This window comes from Candidatus Epulonipiscium sp. (genome assembly GCA_012519205.1).
In the GTDB taxonomy this organism is placed as follows: Bacteria; Bacillota; Clostridia; order Lachnospirales; family Defluviitaleaceae; genus JAAYQR01.
The window spans coordinates 58,734-76,195 of sequence record JAAYQR010000027.1 but is presented as its reverse complement, the minus strand read 5'-3'; the positions used below and the strand labels follow the sequence as shown (position 1 = coordinate 76,195).

Sequence of the window (17,462 nt, the reverse complement as noted above, 5' to 3'; positions counted from 1 at the left end):
ATGTATTTGTATTATTTTAAAAGGGAAAAAACTTATTTAAAAAGTTTTGAGGAAAATGCAAAACGATCTTATATGAAAATAGGGGCTAAAAAACCTGTCTTCTGGATTGTTAGTTATTTAATCTGTTTCGGATTGCTTATCATTCCACTCTTTCTTACTATGTTTTCGGCTGGTTTTATCGGAGCTATGTATGCTATATTAGGCGGTAATATGGATGCTCTATATTTATTTATACTTCACAATCCATGGATTGAATGGATATCACTGACAATATCCAATGGAATGGTCATATTGTCTTTTTTTCTATACATAAAACTAGCAGAGAAACGGCCTTTTAAATCCATCGGTCTCAAAACTACAAATAAGTTATCGAAGTATTTAAAAGGTGCCGGTATTGCCATTGTCATGCAATTAGTTTATTTTATAACGATTTTGCTTTTTGGTTGGGGGGAGATTCTATCAAAACCCATTAATGCAACATATGCACTCGGGCCTTCAGCCATAGGTTTCGTTATTCTACTCCTCACAGGATTTATTATTCAAGGGGCTAGCGAGGAGGTAGTTGTAAGGGGCTGGATGCTTCCTGTACTATCAAGGCATTACAAGGTAACAACATCTATTATTTTATCCGCTGCCTTTTTTGGATTTTTGCATTTTCAAAATCCTAACCTTGATGTACTATCTATGATTAATCTAATTCTTTATGGGGTTTTTGCAGCCCTGTATGCCCTATATGATGATGGATTATGGGGGGTTTTTGCTCAGCATTCTATCTGGAACTGGTTTATGGGTAATATCCTTGGATTGCCTGTTAGCGGTATGATTGCTGGCAATGTAAGCATAATAGAAACAAAATTAGTTGGACCTACTTGGATTACTGGAGGGACCTTTGGCCCTGAGGGTGGAGCTATTGTTACTATCATATTCACTTTATCGATTTTAATTTTAATCAAATGTCTAATTAAAAAGGGTATTTTAGTTTCTTCCAAAGATTCTTCTGCTTCAACTAGTCATGCAGCTAAAATATAAACAATAGATTCTTAATCACTTAGAAAAACCGAGTTTGGGCATATAAAAAGATGCTTTTGAAAGCATCTTTTTATACCCAGCCTCGGTTTTTGACTGCTTGTGCTACTCGATCTATCGCAATTACATAAGCAGCATCACGCATATTTAAATCTTTGTCTACTGAAAGTTTATAAACTGCTTTAAATGCAGCAGTCATCTTTGTATCTAGCTTTTCCATTACCTCGTCTTTTTCCCAGAAGTAGTTCATATTACATTGAACTTGTTCAAAGTAGCTGCATGTAACTCCCCCAGCATTAGCCAAGAAATCAGGAATAACAAATATATTTCTTTCATTTATAATCTTATCAGCATCTGGGGTAGTTGGCCCATTAGCTCCTTCAACAATTACTTTAACTTGATTGCTTATATTTTGTACATTCTTTGCTGTAATTTGATTTTCTAGGGCTGCAGGTATAAGTATATCAACATCTTGTTCAAGCCATGCACCGCCATCTAAAATTTCACAACCCATTTCCCTAGCCTTATTTTTATCGACAGTACCAAAAGTATCAGTGATGTTTGCAAGCTCATTAATATCTAGTCCATCAGATTTCTTAAAGGTATATGCCTTTTTATCGTTATTATCCCAACAAGAAATAGCTACAACTTTTCCGCCAAGTTGTTGGTACAGTTTAGCTGCATGTTGAGCTACATTACCAAAGCCTTGTAGGCTGGCAGTTGTTTTAGTAATATCTATATCCAATGCTTTTAGGGCTTCTCTTAATACGAAGATAACACCAAATCCCGTTGCTTCAGTTCTTCCAAGGGATCCCCCCATGCCAACAGGCTTTCCTGTTATAAAACCTGGGTATCTTCCCCCATGGATTGTCTCATATTCATCAAGCATCCATAGCATGTGTTTTGCATTAGTCATTACATCCGGTGCAGGAACGTCTTGGACTGGTCCCATATTTTTTGATATCTGTCTTACATATCCGCGACATACTTGCTCTTGCTCCCGCTCTGATAGAATGCGGGGGTCACACACTACCCCACCCTTTCCTCCTCCAAGAGGAATATCTACCACTGCACATTTCCAAGTCATCCATAGGGATAATGCTCTAATTGTATCTACAGTTTCTTCAGGATGAAAACGAATCCCCCCCTTAGCAGGACCTCTTGCATCGTTATGTTGGATTCTATACCCTCTAAATACTTTTACACTTCCATCATCCATTTTTACAGGAATAGAAAAATGGAATTCCTTCATTGGCTGACGAAGAAGTTCACGCATACCTTCATCAAGTCCAATTTTTTCGGCTACACTATTAAACTGTGCTTGAGCATTTTCATATGCATTATATGTCTCTTTACTCATGTTTTCCCTCCTAAATATATGTATTCCAAATTAATCATTAATTCATTGAATTATTATATCACTCCTGATACCAATCGTCAATGCAAGATTCCTATTTTGTGATTTCTATTGTTTGACTATTCTACAAAATCTTTTCCTCTACTATCTCAACGAATTTTTTAGCGGCAGGCGAAAGAGAAACGCTTTTTAAAAAACAAAAACCTATAGCTCTTTTAGGAATCTTCTCTTTAGTATTTACTATATATAATAGTTTATTCTCTAAGTATTCCTGAGAAAATTCTCTAACAACGCAGGATATCCCAAAATTATATCTTGCAAATTCCAATAATAATTCATGGGAACCTAGCTCAATCTCCGGTATTAATTTAATTCCCATTGATGACATATATTTCTCTACATACTGCCTTGAATTAGAGTTGCGTTCTAGAAATATTAGGGGCAAATTGATGACTTCCTCTAGGTGTAAGGGAATAGAACATATATCTTTGTATTTTTCCCCACATACAAAGATATCATGAATATCAATGCATTTTTTTATCTTTAAAGCCGAATCCTTAACAGGCAGATTGCAAAGGGCTATATCAATTTCCCCAGATTTTAACATAGAGCATAATTCAAGAGTGGTGCGGTTTATAATTTTAAGTTTAATATTTGGGGATTGTTTGTGGAATATTGATAGGTACGGCAATAAAAAATGTCTTGAGATGGTATCTCCAACTCCTAATTTCATTTCTCCTGCCATTAAACTTTTGGTTTCAAAAAGTTTTTTTCGCCAACATGGATTAAATTGATTGCTGAGTTTACATGTTCAAATAGGAGCTCTCCTTCATTTGTTAGGGTCACCCCTTTTGATGTCCTTGTAAAAAGACGAATATCTAATTCCTTTTCTAGATTCATAATAGCCTGACTTATGGCAGGCTGGGTCATATACAACCTTTTTGCAGCCCTAGAAAAACTTTGTTGTTTTGCGACTTCACAAAAAATATTATACAAGTCTAATTTTACTGACATATAACTACTCCTTATATCAAATATTAAAGCTATTTATTTTACTTATATCATTAAATTATGTATAATACAAGTATAGATTTTACTCTTATGGGTTAAGGAGAGATGCAAATGGAAAGAATGATAGGAACAGTTGCAATGGGTCTTCGTGCCCCAATCATCAATGAAGGGGAGAATATAGCAAAGATTACTGTAGATACTATATTAAAGGCCTCAAAGACTGAAGGCTTTAGTATACATGATAAGGATATAGTTGCTATTACTGAATCTGTTGTTGCCCGTGCACAGGGCAATTATGCTAGTATCGATGCTATTGCAAAGGATATAACGGATAAATTTGGTGATGATACTATTGGAATCATTTTCCCAATCTTAAGCCGCAATCGTTTTGCTGTTTGCCTTAGAGGAATTGCAAAAGGGGCCAAAAAAATCATATTAATGCTTAGCTATCCTTCAGATGAAGTTGGAAATCATTTAGTTGATATTGATCTTCTTGACGAAAAAGGGGTAAATCCTTGGACCGATGTATTGACTGAAGAACAGTTTAGAGATTACTTTGGATATATTAAACACACTTTTACTGGTATCGATTATATTGATTATTATAAATCTTTAGTTGAGGAATATGGCATTGAATGTGAGGTTATATTTTCCAATAATCCCAAGACTATTTTAAAATACACAAAAAGTGTTCTTGTATGTGATGTCCATACAAGACTTAGAACAAAAAGGATTCTAAAGGCAAATGGGGTAGATAGAATATATGGGCTTGATGATATATTATCCACACCCATCGATGGTAATGGTTATAATGAGGAATATGGGCTTTTAGGCTCCAACAAAGCAACAGAAGAAACCGTTAAACTTTTCCCCCGTAACTGTCAACCCATAGTGGACGAAATTCAAGGCTCTATTAAAGAACTTACCGGAAAGACAATTGAAGTAATGGTATATGGGGATGGGGCATTCAAAGATCCTGTAGGCAAGATTTGGGAGCTGGCGGACCCAGTAGTTTCACCGGGGTATACTAAAGGACTTGAGGGGACTCCCAACGAAATCAAGTTAAAATATCTTGCAGATAATAATTTCTCCGACCTGAAGGGCGAGGAGCTTAAAAAAGCAATTTCTGAATACATTAAAAATAAAGGGGAAGATCTTGTAGGTTCTATGGAATCCCAAGGAACCACTCCAAGGAGACTTACCGATTTAATAGGCTCCCTTAGCGATTTAACCTCTGGAAGTGGAGATAAGGGAACGCCTATTGTATATATTCAAGGATATTTTGATAATTATGCAAAATAAATAAATTTGGGTAGGCATAAAACCTGCCCTTACATATATGCAGTCCCCTTAAGGCTAGACATCGGGAATCTGCCACTCTATTTCAGTTTCTCCCATTTTCCTTAGAAAGTTATTTGTCTTCGAAAAATGTTTGCATCCAAAGAACCCCTTACTGGCAGAAAGGGGACTTGGATGGACTGAGGTCAATATTAAATGTTTAGGATTTGTTATGTAGGTAATCTTTTCTTTTGCATTGTTTCCCCATAATAGAAATACTATAGGGGATTCTTTTTTATTTAGAAGTTGCATAATAACATCAGTAAATTGCTCCCAGCCTTTATTTCTATGGGAATTTGCTTTATTTGCTATTACGGTTAAACTCGTGTTAAGAAGCAAAACCCCCTGCTTTGCCCAAGGGACTAGGTATCCATTATTAGGTATGTAACAGCCTAAATCATTTTGCAATTCTTTATATATATTTTTTAGGGATGGTGGAATCTTGACTTCTTTTTGTACAGAAAAAGCCAATCCATGGGACTGATTTTCCCCATGATAGGGGTCTTGTCCTAATATTACGACCTTAGTATCTTTATAAGATGTTAACTTTAAGGCTTCAAATATATTATGCATATTAGGATATATAGTCTTTGTTTTGTATTCATTTAAAAGAAATTGTCTAAGCTTCTTATAATATTCCTTTTCGAATTCATTTTTTAAAACTTCATCCCAATCGTTTTCGATATTCACCATTATGAATTTCCCCTTTATTGTAGATTTAATTCTATTCTAATAAGCTTACCTAATACAAGGTTGCCTCAGAATAATTTCTGAGACAACCCCATTATTTTCTAACAACCTTTACTCCATTTCCAATCATGCTGTATATAAACACAATATTCATTAAATCTCCATCATGATTCGCTATATCAAGGTCATAGGTATCTATCCCATAGGTAGGAACAATAACCTGACCATCATAGTTATTATGAATAAAATACGTCTGCATGGATATAGCTGCTTGATAAATACATATATCTGTGCAATCACCTATGATTACAAACTTTTTAATACCCCTATTATATAAATTGATAAACTTTTCTCTAAACTCATCTACAACAAAAGCATTGGTACAGTTTTTACCTATAATGATTTTATCTTCTATATCATCTAACTCTTTAATTATTTTGGCTTCCTCTGTTCCTCTTATGCAGTGAGGTGGATAAGCATCAAATTCTTTCGAATCCTCTAGATGATCTTCATTAACAATAATAATAGGTATATCCTTATTTTTAGAAAAGCTATGGGCAATTCTTGATACCTCGGGAATTAATGCTTCAATTCTTGGGCTGTATAAGGCTCCCTTTTGTGCAAATCCATTATTCATATCCATGAGGATAAGAGCTGCTTCCCCTACTAAAGATTCTACCTCTAATATTTCTAATTTTTCAAAGTCATCTACCATACGCCTTAGGGTTTCTGAGCTTCTCTTAATAAATAACTCTTTGTTAATTCCCTGCATAATATTTCCTCCAAAATTATTCATTAAATTTTTTATTTAATTTTTTATGTTTAAAAGTTTTTGTCTTGTCAACATAATCTGATACGACATGACCATTTCCTATAAGCTTATACTTATAAATTAAAAGTCCATCTAAACCAACTGGTCCTCTTGCGTGAATTTTATTTGTGCTAATTCCTACCTCTGCCCCAAAGCCATATCTAAATCCATCACTAAATCTAGTAGAACAATTTAAAAAAACATTGCCTGAATCTACAAGATTCATAAACATCGAGGCATTTTGTTTGTCCTCTGTTATAATTGTCTCCGTGTGTCCGGAACCATATTGATTAATATGATCAATAGCTTCTTCTATACTGGATATAATTTTGATTGAAAGTTTATAATCTAGATATTCTGTTTTCCAGTCTTCTTCTGAAGCTACACCTACGTCTATAATACTTCTTGTTTTTTTACATCCTACCAGCTCAACTTCCCTTTTATATAGTTCTTCTTTTAGCTTTGGTAGAAACACTTCCGCGATATTTTCGTGAACCAATAAAGTTTCTGTGGCATTACATACGGCAACATACTGTGTCTTAGAGTCAACTACAATATTAAGGGCTTTATTAATATCAGCAAATTGATCCACATAACAATGGCAGATTCCATCTGCATGACCTAAAACGGGAATCCTCGAGTTATCTATAATGTATCTTACAAATTCATTAGATCCCCTTGGAATAATCAAATCTATATGTCTGTCCATCTTAAGCATTTCATTTACGTCATCCCTAGTTTCGAGAAGTTGAATCCAGCCGGGAATAATACCCGCTTCTTTTGTAGCTTCTTTAATAATATCAGTTAAAATCCTGTTGGTATTATTTGCTTCGCTACCTCCTTTAAGGAGAGCTGCATTTCCGCTTTTTAAGCAGAGGGTTGAAATTTGAACCAATGCATCTGGTCTTGATTCAAATATAATGCCAATTACCCCTATAGGACAGCTAATACGATATAACTCAAGTCCATCATCTAGCTGAGTAGCTGCCTGAGTTACATTAACAGGATCCTCAAGTCTGATCAAACTTTCAATCCCTTGTATTACATCTTCAATCTTTGCTTCATCAAATTTCAACCTTTTTAAAAGAGGCAGGGCAAGATTATCCTTTTCACTATTGTATAAATCTTGTTCATTTGCCTTTATTATTTCACCTTTTCTTTCCCTTAGGGCTTGAGCTATTTTATTTAATGCTTTATTTTTAAGTTCTGTATCTGCTATTGCTAATTTGATTGATGCCTGCTTTGCTTGTACTGCCATATCTTTAATATTCATAAAATCACCCACTCATATTACTTTTATTCCATAATACTATAGCTATGGGATTTATGCAATAATTCAAATGGCACCTTCTTTTTGAAAGACATTTGCTTAATCAAGAATAGTTAATGCTAATTGGTATAAATATCATTAATAGAACTTGTAATATACTGTTCATGTTCTAAACTCTCTAACACTGGAGCTTTACAACTATCATATTTTTTATCAGGCTTATCTATTGACTCAAAGATAACTTTTAGGTTATTATTTTGCATATACTGTATAAACAAAATGGCATATTCCCTTTCCTCTTGTGCCTGTATCATAAACCAGTTTGCAAATCCATCTAAACCTTCCTATGTAATAATTTGCAAAATCTAGATACAGATAAGCTGAGAAAAGTTCCTTATTAAATGGTAGTATATAAATCGGCTCTTAAATATTTTCCAACTTATTAGTAAAATATTCATCCTCTTTTTTACATTATATGTGTTAAAACAAGGATATTTACTAAAATTTTATCAATTCCTTATTAGAAAGTATTGAATCTTGTTGAAATATATTCAAAATATAGTTAAAATGTATATAAGTATATTTTACAATAAAGGGGTAATATTATGAAAAAGATGAATGAGATTATTGGTTTACGCATTATCAGTATGGCTACTGCTGAATACATAGGCAAAATAAATAATTATATTTTCAACTCCCAAACTGGAATGGTAGATTATTTAGTGGTAGAACCCAAAGATGAAGTGGCAACTACAATGGTTATGCAAACAAAGGATGTTATTAGGGTAGGAGATAATGCCATAATAGTTAAACATGATAATATAATGCTTGATAATAATGACATCAAAAAAGCCCTTAATTTGTTTCAAAAAAATATTAGGGTGATTAATACTGAAATTTTAACCGATAAGGGAAATTATCTTGGTAAGATTGGTGGCTTTTATATAAACCAAGAAAAATTATATGTTACTGCATTAGAACTTATTAGGAATAATAACGGTATTAAAGAAGTTAAAATGATACCAAGCAAATATGTAGTTATCTTTGGTAAAAATACAATTATCGTTAAAGATGAAGCTATTCAAAATCTTTGTGATTCACCCGATGATTTCATTAATGAGTTTGAAAATTCTTTTTTTAGCCTTATAGAAGAAACCATTATAAACAATGAAGAGTTTTCCCAAGAAATTGTTCCTGAAAAAGGCATAACATTGCAAGAAGAACCTTCATTAATATTACCTTCCACCGAAAATGAAATAAACACAAATATTGATGAAATAACTGAAATAATAGAGGAAGAAGAACCCTTTATTTATAATGAACAACTCCAATTTGATGGTAACCTAAAATTTGAAGAACCTGTAGAAGATATTGAAGAAAACAACAACAAAGAAATCAATTTTACAGATAACGAGGAAAACCTACAAACAGAAGAAGAGGATATTACTATAGATGATATTAATGAACTTCAAGAAGCATTAGATTTTGAAATGTATTCATTAGAATCTGAGACTGCTCCTTCATTAGAAATTGATGAAGAAATAACCGAAGATAATAACGATAAGGATTCAGATTACAATAATTTTTTTTATGACATGGATGCAGATGACCTTACAATGAATGAACATCAAGAAGACGATTTAAACGAAAAAAGTTTTTTAGATTCCAACCCTATGAATTCTGATGTTAACGCACATACAGAAGAAGTACAAGATGATATGTCTTTTTATGACGATGCCGACGAATCAGATGACTACGGTAGCTTCTTATTTGATTTTGATAAGACAGACAATTTTTCAAATCAGGAGTTTAATACGAAGTCAAAAAATAAAGAACAAGATTTTATTGATGAAATTTTAAAGGATTTAAAAGCTAATGAATCCAATGATTCGCAGTCTGATGAAATACAGCTTAAAGAAATTAAATTTGATGATAAGTTTGAGCAGAAACAAACAGAGTTTCTAACAGGAAAAGTCATTTTAAAAGATATTGTTAGTGATAGCGGTGTAATAATTGCTAAGTTAGGAGCATTAATCGACCCTGATATGATAGAAAATGCAAAATCCCAAGGAAAACTAATTGAGCTTATCTTAAACTGCAAATAGAACCTTTAGTAAAATAAAAGGTCCCTTCTTGGTAAAGCCAATACCTAGAAAGGGACCTTTCTTTATTCGAAAATATGGATTCACTAAGGACATAATCCATTTAAATAACCTATAAATCTACATATATATCACACGAAACTATATACTATTCTAAACTTGTATCCTCATCAATGCCCATAATTATATTCATATTCTGAACCGCTGCTCCCGATGCCCCCTTGCCCAAGTTATCTAGCCTTGTAAGAATTAAGGTAGTTCCGTTTTCATCATTTCCAAATACGAAAATATCACATTTATTAGTATCATTACATGCTGTAACATCAAAGCCACCATCAAATAGTAAGTCCATCGGCTGATAAGGCATAACTTTGACGAATCTTTCCTCCTCATAATATTCAGCTAAACTTAAGGCTATTTCCGCACTGGTCATTTTCTTAGATAATAGATGATTATATATTGGTATAGTTACAGCCAATCCTTTATAATAATTGCTGAGTATTGGAAGAAAAATCGGATCGTTTTTAAGTCCCGAATACATTTTCATTTCGGGAAGATGCTTATGACTAAGCCCTAGAGCGTATGGTCTTGGGGATTTTATATATGGGGTGTTAACTTCTTTGTTTTCATATTTTTCTATTAAGTTTTTTCCACCACCACTATAACCTGTAAGAGAATGAACTGTAACAGGATAATCATTAGGCATAATCCTCATATTAATAAGTGGTGCAACCGACAATATAAAAGCTGAGGCATGGCACCCCGGAACTGTTACTCGGCTTGATGCAGCTATCTTTTCCCTTTGCCCTTTTACTAATTCGGGCATTCCATAGGTCCAGCCTTTCGTGGTTCTATGACCTACACTGGGGTCAATTATTTTTGTTTTGGGGTTTGTTACTAGTTTAGCTGATTGCCTTGCTGCCTCATCAGGTAAACATAAAAATACTATATCGGCATTGTTTAGGTATTTCTTTTTTTCTTCTATGTCTTTTTTCTTTTCGGGGTCTATCATCATTAACTCGACATTTGGGTGTTTCTCCAATCTTTCATGAATTTGGAGCCCTGTGGTTCCCATCTGCCCATCTACGAACACTTTATATTTCATAATTCATCCTCCAATTACTTAAAGTTAGTTACTTTTTAAATAATTATACACTACATTGAATATTTATTCAACAAAATTTAAGGCTTAACCCTAAAAATTAAAAACAAGTGGTAAGATTTCCACTTGTTTTTAATAAGTATTAATTCATTCTTCCGTTATAGACGTAATAAATTGATTTGTACTTTTTTTATACACATAATCTATGGCTTTTATTTTATCTTTTATCACCACTTCTGATAGATTGTATCTTTCACATAGTTCTTTCAAATCCCTACATTCATCCCTTAATTTCATATTTAACCAACTAAGTAGTATATAGGGATCGCTTAGGGGTACATAATCATTCTTCACTGTCATTCTCCTTGTATGTATATTTATTATTTTATTATCCTATTATTAACAACATCCATAAGTCCATTGGTGGTTATACGTATTTCTGGTATCACGGGTAAAGCTATAAATGAAAGAGTTATAAAAGGTTCCATATCCATGGGGACTCCCATTCTGTGGGCATGGCTAATCATCTTGCTAATTCTTAAAGAAACCTCGTCAAATTCCAAATCACTGATTAATCCCATAATAGGTAGGGGCAAAGTTTCAAGTACCTTACCTTTTTCTACGATTGTATACCCTCCTTGTGTTCTAATAAGCTCATTGACTGCCAATATCATATCCTTATCATTATCACCAATCACTATAATATTATGGGAATCGTGGGAAACACTAGAGGCAATTGCTCCATCTCTTATTCCAAATCCTGTGACGATGGAAAGACCTACTTTCCCCGTCTGTTTATGTCTTTCAATTACACAGGCCTTATTAAATTCCTCGTTGGTAATAAAAATACCATTCCTGTTGGGGACATTTGCCTTTATATGCTTTGTCACAATTTGTCCTTCTATCATTTTGATTACAGATATAGGATTGTTTCGTACTTTGATTTCTAACATTTCTTCCGAGATTTCTTTTATATTAACGGTAGTTTTAATCTTATCCTTGGGCTTTGGAATAACTATAGGGGTTTTATCGTTTACTATGCTTCCCTTATAATATACCGTCTCTACTTCAACATTTTCCAAATCTTTTAGAATAACCAAGTCTGCCTGATATCCTGGGGCAATTGCACCTAGGTTTTTTAGATTGTAACATCTGGCTGCATTGATGGTTGCCATTTTTATTGCCTGTATTGGATTTAACCCCAGGGATACGGATTTTTTTATGTTGTAACTGATATGTCCTTCCTTTTTGATTTCCTCGATATGTTTATCATCTGTGCAAAAGGAAAAACATGTTGTATCTATATTATTTTTTATTATCCCTTTTACGATAGCCTCAAGATTTTTGGCTGCTGAGCCTTCACGAATAAGTACCTGCATTCCGTTTCTGCACTCTTTTATGGCATATTCAAAATCACAGCATTCATGGTCTGTAACTATTCCGGCTAAAGTATATGCTGCCAATTGCTTATCATTTAAAAAAGGTGCATGGCCATCTATTATTTTATTTTTAAATAGGTTGAGCTTTTCAAACATGGAGATATCTGCATTTATTACTGCATTATAATCCATAACTTCCCCAAGCCCTAATATTCTTTCGTTATTAATGTATCTTTTCATTTCATTTACACCGAACTCATACCCATTATCCTCCATAGGGGCTGCCGGTACACAAGATGGTATCATAACAAAAACATTAGCAGGAACATCTTTAGTTTGCTCTAATATATAATCGAGTCCATCTAAACCGCTTACATTAACAGATTCATGGGGGTCTACAATGTAGGTAGTCGTTCCGAACAAAACAGCATTATGAAGTAGTATTGGCGGCGGGACTAGGGTAGATTCTAAGTGCAAATGAGAGTCAATAAACCCTGGGCATACGAACTTTCCTCCCAAATTATGTTCCGTTTTTCCCTCGTATTCACCAATACCAATGATTATTCCACCATTTATAGCTATATCGCCTTTGATTATTTCTTCGCTAAAAACATTGATTATGTTGGCATTTTTTAATACTAAATCTGCCTTAGCCTTTCCCAAGGCAATTTGAGAAGCCTTTTTAAAATTATTATATCCCATACAATACTCCTTTAACTCATAAAAATTGTCTTCTTTAATATTATAGGTAATTACTTCATATTATTCCTATTTATACTTTCAGGTTATTTTTACGCCCGTTAACGGCTAAAAATCCCACAGATACTAAAATAATTCCCCAAAGTAGCCCTACGGTGAAAGTTTCTCCTGGAATAAAAATGGCAGATAGTAAACTACCAGATACAGGGGTCATAAAACGATATAATGTTATTTCTCCTGCCTTATTATATTTTAATAAGCCGTACCAAAGTGCAAAGGCTACTGCCGATAATAAGGCGGAATAAATAAATAAAATCCATGCCTTAGGGGTAAATGAAAAGGCCATCCAAGATTTACTACCGGTAACTCCGAACAAAAGCATTGCAATAGCCCCCAAAAACATCTGCCATCCTGTTACTACAAAAGGGTGAATATCTTTTGCTAGTTTTTTAGCCAAAATAGTACCCCATGCACTAACAAGCCCTGACAAAATCATAAATCCCTCTCCTACAAAAGAAAAGGATAGGGTAAATGCTTGTCCACCGCCCTTACCCAAATTAGCTATAATAATACCCCCAAATCCTGTTATAAGGCCTATAACCTTTTTAATATCCATTCTATCATCCTGGTATATATAATGGGCAAATAAAACAACAAAAAACGTCCCTATAGAACCCAATATTGAACCTTTTATTCCTGTGGTATGGGCAAGACCATTATAAAAAAAGAAATACTGTAATGCTGTTTGAAACATCCCTAAAATAAAAAGTTCAAAAAACGTCTTTTTATCCACTTTAAGAGGTATTTTAATTACCCATTGAATAATAATAAACAAAAAAATAGCTGCAAGAAAAAATCTCATTCCTGCAAATACAATCTTACCGTAAAAATCATCTGCTCCTAGCCCGATTTCTTCATAACTAACCTTTAAAACAGGAAAAGCACTTCCCCATAAAACTGAGCAAAAAATAGCAATTGCTATAACATAGTACTGATTTTTAAAAAACTTTTTACTCTCCATGAATATATGTATTCCTTTCTGTCAATTGTATATACTAGTATTGATTATATCACAATTTATTTAAAAGCATACAGTTCATATATTCTTATAAAAGTATATGCACAATCATAAAAAATGCACTATAATAATTCTGGGTGATAATTATGAGAAAGAAAAAATACTTTCAAAAAATATATAAATTTGATGAGACTTCTAAATCCTATTTAATTGAAGTATCCCTCGATGATTATGATGACGTTTATGATGATTGGGATCCTTCTCCTTTTAAAAAAAGGGATATAGAAGATGAATTTAATGATTTCATAATCAATTCCTCAGAAGATATACCGCTAAATTTTAATATTAATATTGTCCTTTATATTCCTTTAAATAAAAAAGCCCCCAAAAAAGAAACAGCCCTACTTTCTGCTTATAAAAATTATTATAAATATGCCCTCGAAAAGCTAAATATATCCAGATTAGATTTACACAAAAAAACCTTATACGATTTTCTATTTGCTGTGTTTTTATTGACTATCGGATATTTTTTCTTTATGGAAACAGAAAATATAATCTTGCAAGTTATACATGAGGGTATTTTCATAGGTGGCTGGGTATTTTTATGGGAGTTTTTTACTAATGTTTTTATGACAACTAGTAAAATGCATAATAAGTATAGATTGTATAAGAGGTTGTATGATGCAGATATTAAATTCATGTATACGGAGTAAATGGGAATAATAAATATTGTAAATTTAATAATCTAGAAAGGGGTTTTTAAAATGGGCGATAATCGCTCTTATGAAGAAATCAAAAAAGATGCCATTGATAAACAAGAACATGCCATTAAAGAATTATCTAAGGATCATAGCCCTAAATTAAAGGAAAAAATAATCGAAAGTATACAAGAAAGAGAAAAAATGATAAATTATATCGATAACCATCTTGACTAACAACCCACTAAGGTTCTTCAAAATACAAATAGGGGGTATGCATAATGGAAATAGAACCCAAAAACACCAAGGTTGTAATAGGTATGTCCGGTGGAGTTGATTCTTCTGTGGCAGCATTGCTCCTCAAAGAACAAGGATATAATGTTATTGGAATCTTCATGAAAAACTGGGATGATACTGATGACTTTGGTTACTGCACTTCCGAAGAAGACTATGAAGACGTAAGGCGAGTATGCAGCCAAATAGACATCCCTTATTATACAGTTAATTTTGAAAAAGAATATTGGGATAAGGTATTTACTTACTTTTTAGATGAGTACAAAAAAGGTAGGACTCCCAACCCCGATATATTATGTAATAAAGAGATTAAATTTAAAGCTTTCTTGGAAAACGCCCTAAAAATAGGGGCAGACTATATTGCAACCGGTCATTACGCAAGAGTTGAATTATCTAATGGGGAATATAAGCTACTTAAGGCCATCGACACGAATAAAGACCAGACCTATTTTTTGAGTCAATTAAATCAATACCAATTATCCAAGGCCCTTTTTCCCATAGGCAATTTAACAAAACCTCAGCTTAGGGAAATTGCCCTAAACTATAAACTATCTACTTCCCAAAAAAAAGATAGCACGGGGATTTGTTTTATAGGAGAAAGGAATTTTAAGAAGTTTTTGAGTCATTATTTGCCCGCACAACCCGGTGAAATACGCTCTATTGATGGTGAAATTTTAGGAAATCACGATGGTTTAATGTATTATACCTTAGGACAAAGAAAGGGCCTTGGCATAGGTGGAATGGGCACAGGGGAGCCTTGGTTTGTTGCCGATAAGGATTTGGAAAACAATATTTTATATGTAGTTCAAGGGGAAAAGCATCCAAGTCTTTATTCCAAAGGATTGATTGCTGTAGATATGAATTGGATAAGTAAAAAAAATAAATCTGAAGAATTTGATTGCATGGCTAAATTCAGATATAGACAACCCGATCAAGAGGTCAAAGTTCAATTATTAGATAAAAATGCCTGTAAGGTTACATTTAAAAAAGCTCAAAAGGCAATAACACCTGGGCAAGCTGTAGTTTTTTATAATGATAATGAATGTTTAGGTGGAGGCACCATTGATAAAGTAATAAAATAGGAATTTATTTTCACCTTTTTCGTTAAAAAAGAACATAATATTTGAAAATCCTCTATAATAATATATAATACTAATTAAAATAAACTAATTTAGAGGGATGAAATATATGTTCAATTCGATTTTTGAAAATAAAATTTTTGTATCTTTTAAGAAAATGATGGTATCAAGTTTTAGGCTTGATACCGATAAAGCCTCTAACGAAGAAATACATAACACTATGCAAAGTTCTTCTCGTATTAAGGGCTCTAATGCGGTTATACTGATACTGGCAATCTTTATTGCCTCCATTGGACTTAATATGAATTCTACAGCCATAATAATAGGAGCTATGCTAATCTCCCCACTTATGGGGTCTATTATGACCATGGGTTATGGATTGGCTACCAATAATCTTAAATTGGTTCGAAAGGCATTTTTAGGACTTATGCTCCAGATTATCATTTGCATTATCACATCCTATGTATATTTTAAATTGAGTCCTATTTCTACAGCCCGTTCGGAAATACTAGCCCGTACCACCCCCACCATTTGGGATGTTTTGATTGCTATATTTGGAGGAACGGCCGGTATAATTGGAGTTACTAGAAAAGAAAAGAGTAATGTTATTCCCGGGGTTGCTATAGCTACAGCCTTAATGCCCCCCTTATGCACTGCCGGGTATGGACTTGCAATGGGGGAAATGAAATACTTTTTCGGGGCATTCTATCTCTTTTTTATCAATAGTTTCTTCATATGCATTGCAACCTTCATAATCATTAAAATAATGGGTATTCCCAAAAAGACCTACATAGATTCTGTTGCTGAAAAGCGGGTTAAGTTGCTCATATATGCTATAGGTATTCTTACGATTCTTCCAAGTATTTACCTTGGGTACGGTATTGTAAAGGATACCATCACTGAAAGCAGTATAAATACTTTTATTGAGAAAGAATTTATATTTGAAAATACGAGGGTACTAAATAAATATCTTGATAGCGCAAACAATACCTTAGAAGTGATTGTATTTGGAAGTAGGATAAATGCGGATTCCGTAGAAGTATTAAATAATAAACTAAGTCAATATAAACTTGACAATTTAAATCTAAGGATTACCCAAAGCGATACCCCTACTTCTTTAGGGCAGGACGATGTGAAACGAATCATAAATGAGGAGCTTTACCAAAACAACCAAATTGCTTTAGGTGATAGGGATAAGAAAATAGAACTCTTGGAAAATGAGCTCTATAAATACAAACTTAATTATGAATTTGATGTTAAAGGTCTTTATAATGAAATAAGGACCCTTTACCCTGAAATTACTGATTTATCTATCGGAAGGGCCAAAACCTTCAAATCCCAAAATGAAGAGATGAAAGAAATAATCATTGCAACAATAAATGTATCCCACGAACTTCCAATAGAGGATCTATCAAAAATAAAAGAATGGTTCAAAACTAAAACCAATAATCCCGATGTCGAGTTATTCACAAATTATGCAGTGCCTATAGCTCCGCTTTCCTTGCCGGAATCTACTGGGGTATCTGAGGTTTTACCTAATGAAATAATAGGAAAATCTAATACATCTTCCACATTGGGGAAAATGTAG

Annotated in this window: 16 protein-coding genes and 1 pseudogene; 7 read left to right on the top strand and 10 right to left on the bottom strand. The window is 33.4% G+C overall.

Annotated elements, in window-relative coordinates:
* The first annotated feature begins 6 nt into the window (after positions 1-6).
* On the top strand, positions 7-1,029 hold the full coding sequence (locus GX308_09285) for a CPBP family intramembrane metalloprotease (protein NLK22244.1): 1,023 nt from the start codon (positions 7-9) through the stop codon (positions 1,027-1,029).
* A 70-nt stretch (positions 1,030-1,099) separates the two neighbouring features.
* Here the strand turns inward: GX308_09285 and GX308_09280 are convergent, their stop codons facing one another.
* Positions 1,100-2,386: a Glu/Leu/Phe/Val dehydrogenase gene (locus GX308_09280; GenBank protein NLK22243.1), complete on the bottom strand. Its 1,287-nt coding sequence runs from the start codon at positions 2,384-2,386 to the stop codon at positions 1,100-1,102.
* A 121-nt stretch (positions 2,387-2,507) separates the two neighbouring features.
* A pseudogene (locus GX308_09275) lies at positions 2,508-3,397 on the bottom strand (LysR family transcriptional regulator).
* 108 nt (positions 3,398-3,505) lie between these two features.
* On the opposite strand from GX308_09275, the gene GX308_09270 reads away from it, so the two are divergent.
* The gene (locus GX308_09270) at positions 3,506-4,696 is read left to right on the top strand and encodes a F420-0--gamma-glutamyl ligase (GenBank protein NLK22242.1); all 1,191 of its coding nucleotides are present in this window, start codon (positions 3,506-3,508) and stop codon (positions 4,694-4,696) included.
* A 54-nt stretch (positions 4,697-4,750) separates the two neighbouring features.
* Here the strand turns inward: GX308_09270 and GX308_09265 are convergent, their stop codons facing one another.
* From GX308_09265 to GX308_09250, 4 genes are all read right to left on the bottom strand, one after another.
* Positions 4,751-5,425 (bottom strand): uracil-DNA glycosylase, encoded by a 675-nt coding sequence (locus GX308_09265; GenBank protein ID NLK22241.1) that lies wholly within the window; start codon positions 5,423-5,425, stop codon positions 4,751-4,753.
* Between the two features lie 91 nt (positions 5,426-5,516).
* Positions 5,517-6,194, bottom strand: a complete 678-nt coding sequence (locus GX308_09260) for a cysteine hydrolase (protein NLK22240.1) — start codon at positions 6,192-6,194, stop codon at positions 5,517-5,519.
* Between the two features lie 16 nt (positions 6,195-6,210).
* The gene (locus GX308_09255) at positions 6,211-7,506 is read right to left on the bottom strand and encodes a glutamate-5-semialdehyde dehydrogenase (GenBank protein ID NLK22239.1); all 1,296 of its coding nucleotides are present in this window, start codon (positions 7,504-7,506) and stop codon (positions 6,211-6,213) included.
* Positions 7,507-7,622: 116 nt separating this feature from the next.
* Complete coding sequence (locus GX308_09250; GenBank protein NLK22238.1) at positions 7,623-7,817, bottom strand: hypothetical protein; 195 nt, start codon at positions 7,815-7,817, stop codon at positions 7,623-7,625.
* Positions 7,818-8,108: 291 nt separating this feature from the next.
* Here GX308_09250 and GX308_09245 point away from each other — a divergent pair, with 291 nt between their 5' ends.
* Positions 8,109-9,608, top strand: a complete 1,500-nt coding sequence (locus GX308_09245; GenBank protein ID NLK22237.1) for a hypothetical protein — start codon at positions 8,109-8,111, stop codon at positions 9,606-9,608.
* A gap of 145 nt (positions 9,609-9,753) precedes the next feature.
* On the opposite strand, the gene argC is transcribed toward GX308_09245, so the two are convergent.
* The 4 genes from argC to GX308_09225 all read right to left on the bottom strand — a co-directional run bounded on the left by argC (position 9,754) and on the right by GX308_09225 (position 13,806).
* Positions 9,754-10,710, bottom strand: coding sequence for an N-acetyl-gamma-glutamyl-phosphate reductase (gene argC / locus GX308_09240; GenBank protein ID NLK22236.1), 957 nt, complete (start codon positions 10,708-10,710; stop codon positions 9,754-9,756).
* A gap of 144 nt (positions 10,711-10,854) precedes the next feature.
* Entirely contained in the window at positions 10,855-11,067 is a 213-nt protein-coding gene (locus GX308_09235) for a DUF4250 domain-containing protein (protein NLK22235.1), read from the bottom strand.
* Positions 11,068-11,087: 20 nt separating this feature from the next.
* Positions 11,088-12,788, bottom strand: coding sequence for an adenine deaminase (gene ade / locus GX308_09230; GenBank protein ID NLK22234.1), 1,701 nt, complete (start codon positions 12,786-12,788; stop codon positions 11,088-11,090).
* Between the two features lie 70 nt (positions 12,789-12,858).
* A complete protein-coding gene (locus GX308_09225) occupies positions 12,859-13,806 on the bottom strand; it encodes a DMT family transporter (GenBank protein NLK22233.1) in 948 nt (315 codons plus the stop codon).
* 143 nt (positions 13,807-13,949) lie between these two features.
* Between GX308_09225 and GX308_09220 the strand changes: the two genes are divergently transcribed.
* The 4 genes from GX308_09220 to GX308_09205 all read left to right on the top strand — a co-directional run bounded on the left by GX308_09220 (position 13,950) and on the right by GX308_09205 (position 17,462).
* Positions 13,950-14,516, top strand: coding sequence for a hypothetical protein (locus GX308_09220; protein NLK22232.1), 567 nt, complete (start codon positions 13,950-13,952; stop codon positions 14,514-14,516).
* 51 nt (positions 14,517-14,567) lie between these two features.
* Complete coding sequence (locus GX308_09215; GenBank protein ID NLK22231.1) at positions 14,568-14,738, top strand: hypothetical protein; 171 nt, start codon at positions 14,568-14,570, stop codon at positions 14,736-14,738.
* 44 nt (positions 14,739-14,782) lie between these two features.
* Complete coding sequence (gene mnmA, locus GX308_09210) at positions 14,783-15,877, top strand: tRNA 2-thiouridine(34) synthase MnmA (GenBank protein ID NLK22230.1); 1,095 nt, start codon at positions 14,783-14,785, stop codon at positions 15,875-15,877.
* 106 nt (positions 15,878-15,983) lie between these two features.
* Positions 15,984-17,462, top strand: coding sequence for a TIGR00341 family protein (locus GX308_09205; GenBank protein ID NLK22229.1), 1,479 nt, complete (start codon positions 15,984-15,986; stop codon positions 17,460-17,462).

Coding starts and splice junctions, on each gene's coding strand:
- GX308_09235 (NLK22235.1), bottom strand. CDS start 11,067: ATGACAGTGAAGAATGATTATGTACCCCTAAGCGATCCCTATATACTA.
- GX308_09255 (NLK22239.1), bottom strand. CDS start 7,506: ATGAATATTAAAGATATGGCAGTACAAGCAAAGCAGGCATCAATCAAA.
- GX308_09215 (NLK22231.1), top strand. CDS start 14,568: ATGGGCGATAATCGCTCTTATGAAGAAATCAAAAAAGATGCCATTGAT.
- ade (NLK22234.1), bottom strand. CDS start 12,788: ATGGGATATAATAATTTTAAAAAGGCTTCTCAAATTGCCTTGGGAAAG.
- GX308_09270 (NLK22242.1), top strand. CDS start 3,506: ATGGAAAGAATGATAGGAACAGTTGCAATGGGTCTTCGTGCCCCAATC.
- GX308_09225 (NLK22233.1), bottom strand. CDS start 13,806: ATGGAGAGTAAAAAGTTTTTTAAAAATCAGTACTATGTTATAGCAATT.
- GX308_09220 (NLK22232.1), top strand. CDS start 13,950: ATGAGAAAGAAAAAATACTTTCAAAAAATATATAAATTTGATGAGACT.
- GX308_09280 (NLK22243.1), bottom strand. CDS start 2,386: ATGAGTAAAGAGACATATAATGCATATGAAAATGCTCAAGCACAGTTT.
- GX308_09260 (NLK22240.1), bottom strand. CDS start 6,194: ATGCAGGGAATTAACAAAGAGTTATTTATTAAGAGAAGCTCAGAAACC.
- mnmA (NLK22230.1), top strand. CDS start 14,783: ATGGAAATAGAACCCAAAAACACCAAGGTTGTAATAGGTATGTCCGGT.
- GX308_09265 (NLK22241.1), bottom strand. CDS start 5,425: ATGGTGAATATCGAAAACGATTGGGATGAAGTTTTAAAAAATGAATTC.
- GX308_09205 (NLK22229.1), top strand. CDS start 15,984: ATGTTCAATTCGATTTTTGAAAATAAAATTTTTGTATCTTTTAAGAAA.
- argC (NLK22236.1), bottom strand. CDS start 10,710: ATGAAATATAAAGTGTTCGTAGATGGGCAGATGGGAACCACAGGGCTC.
- GX308_09245 (NLK22237.1), top strand. CDS start 8,109: ATGAAAAAGATGAATGAGATTATTGGTTTACGCATTATCAGTATGGCT.
- GX308_09250 (NLK22238.1), bottom strand. CDS start 7,817: ATGATACAGGCACAAGAGGAAAGGGAATATGCCATTTTGTTTATACAG.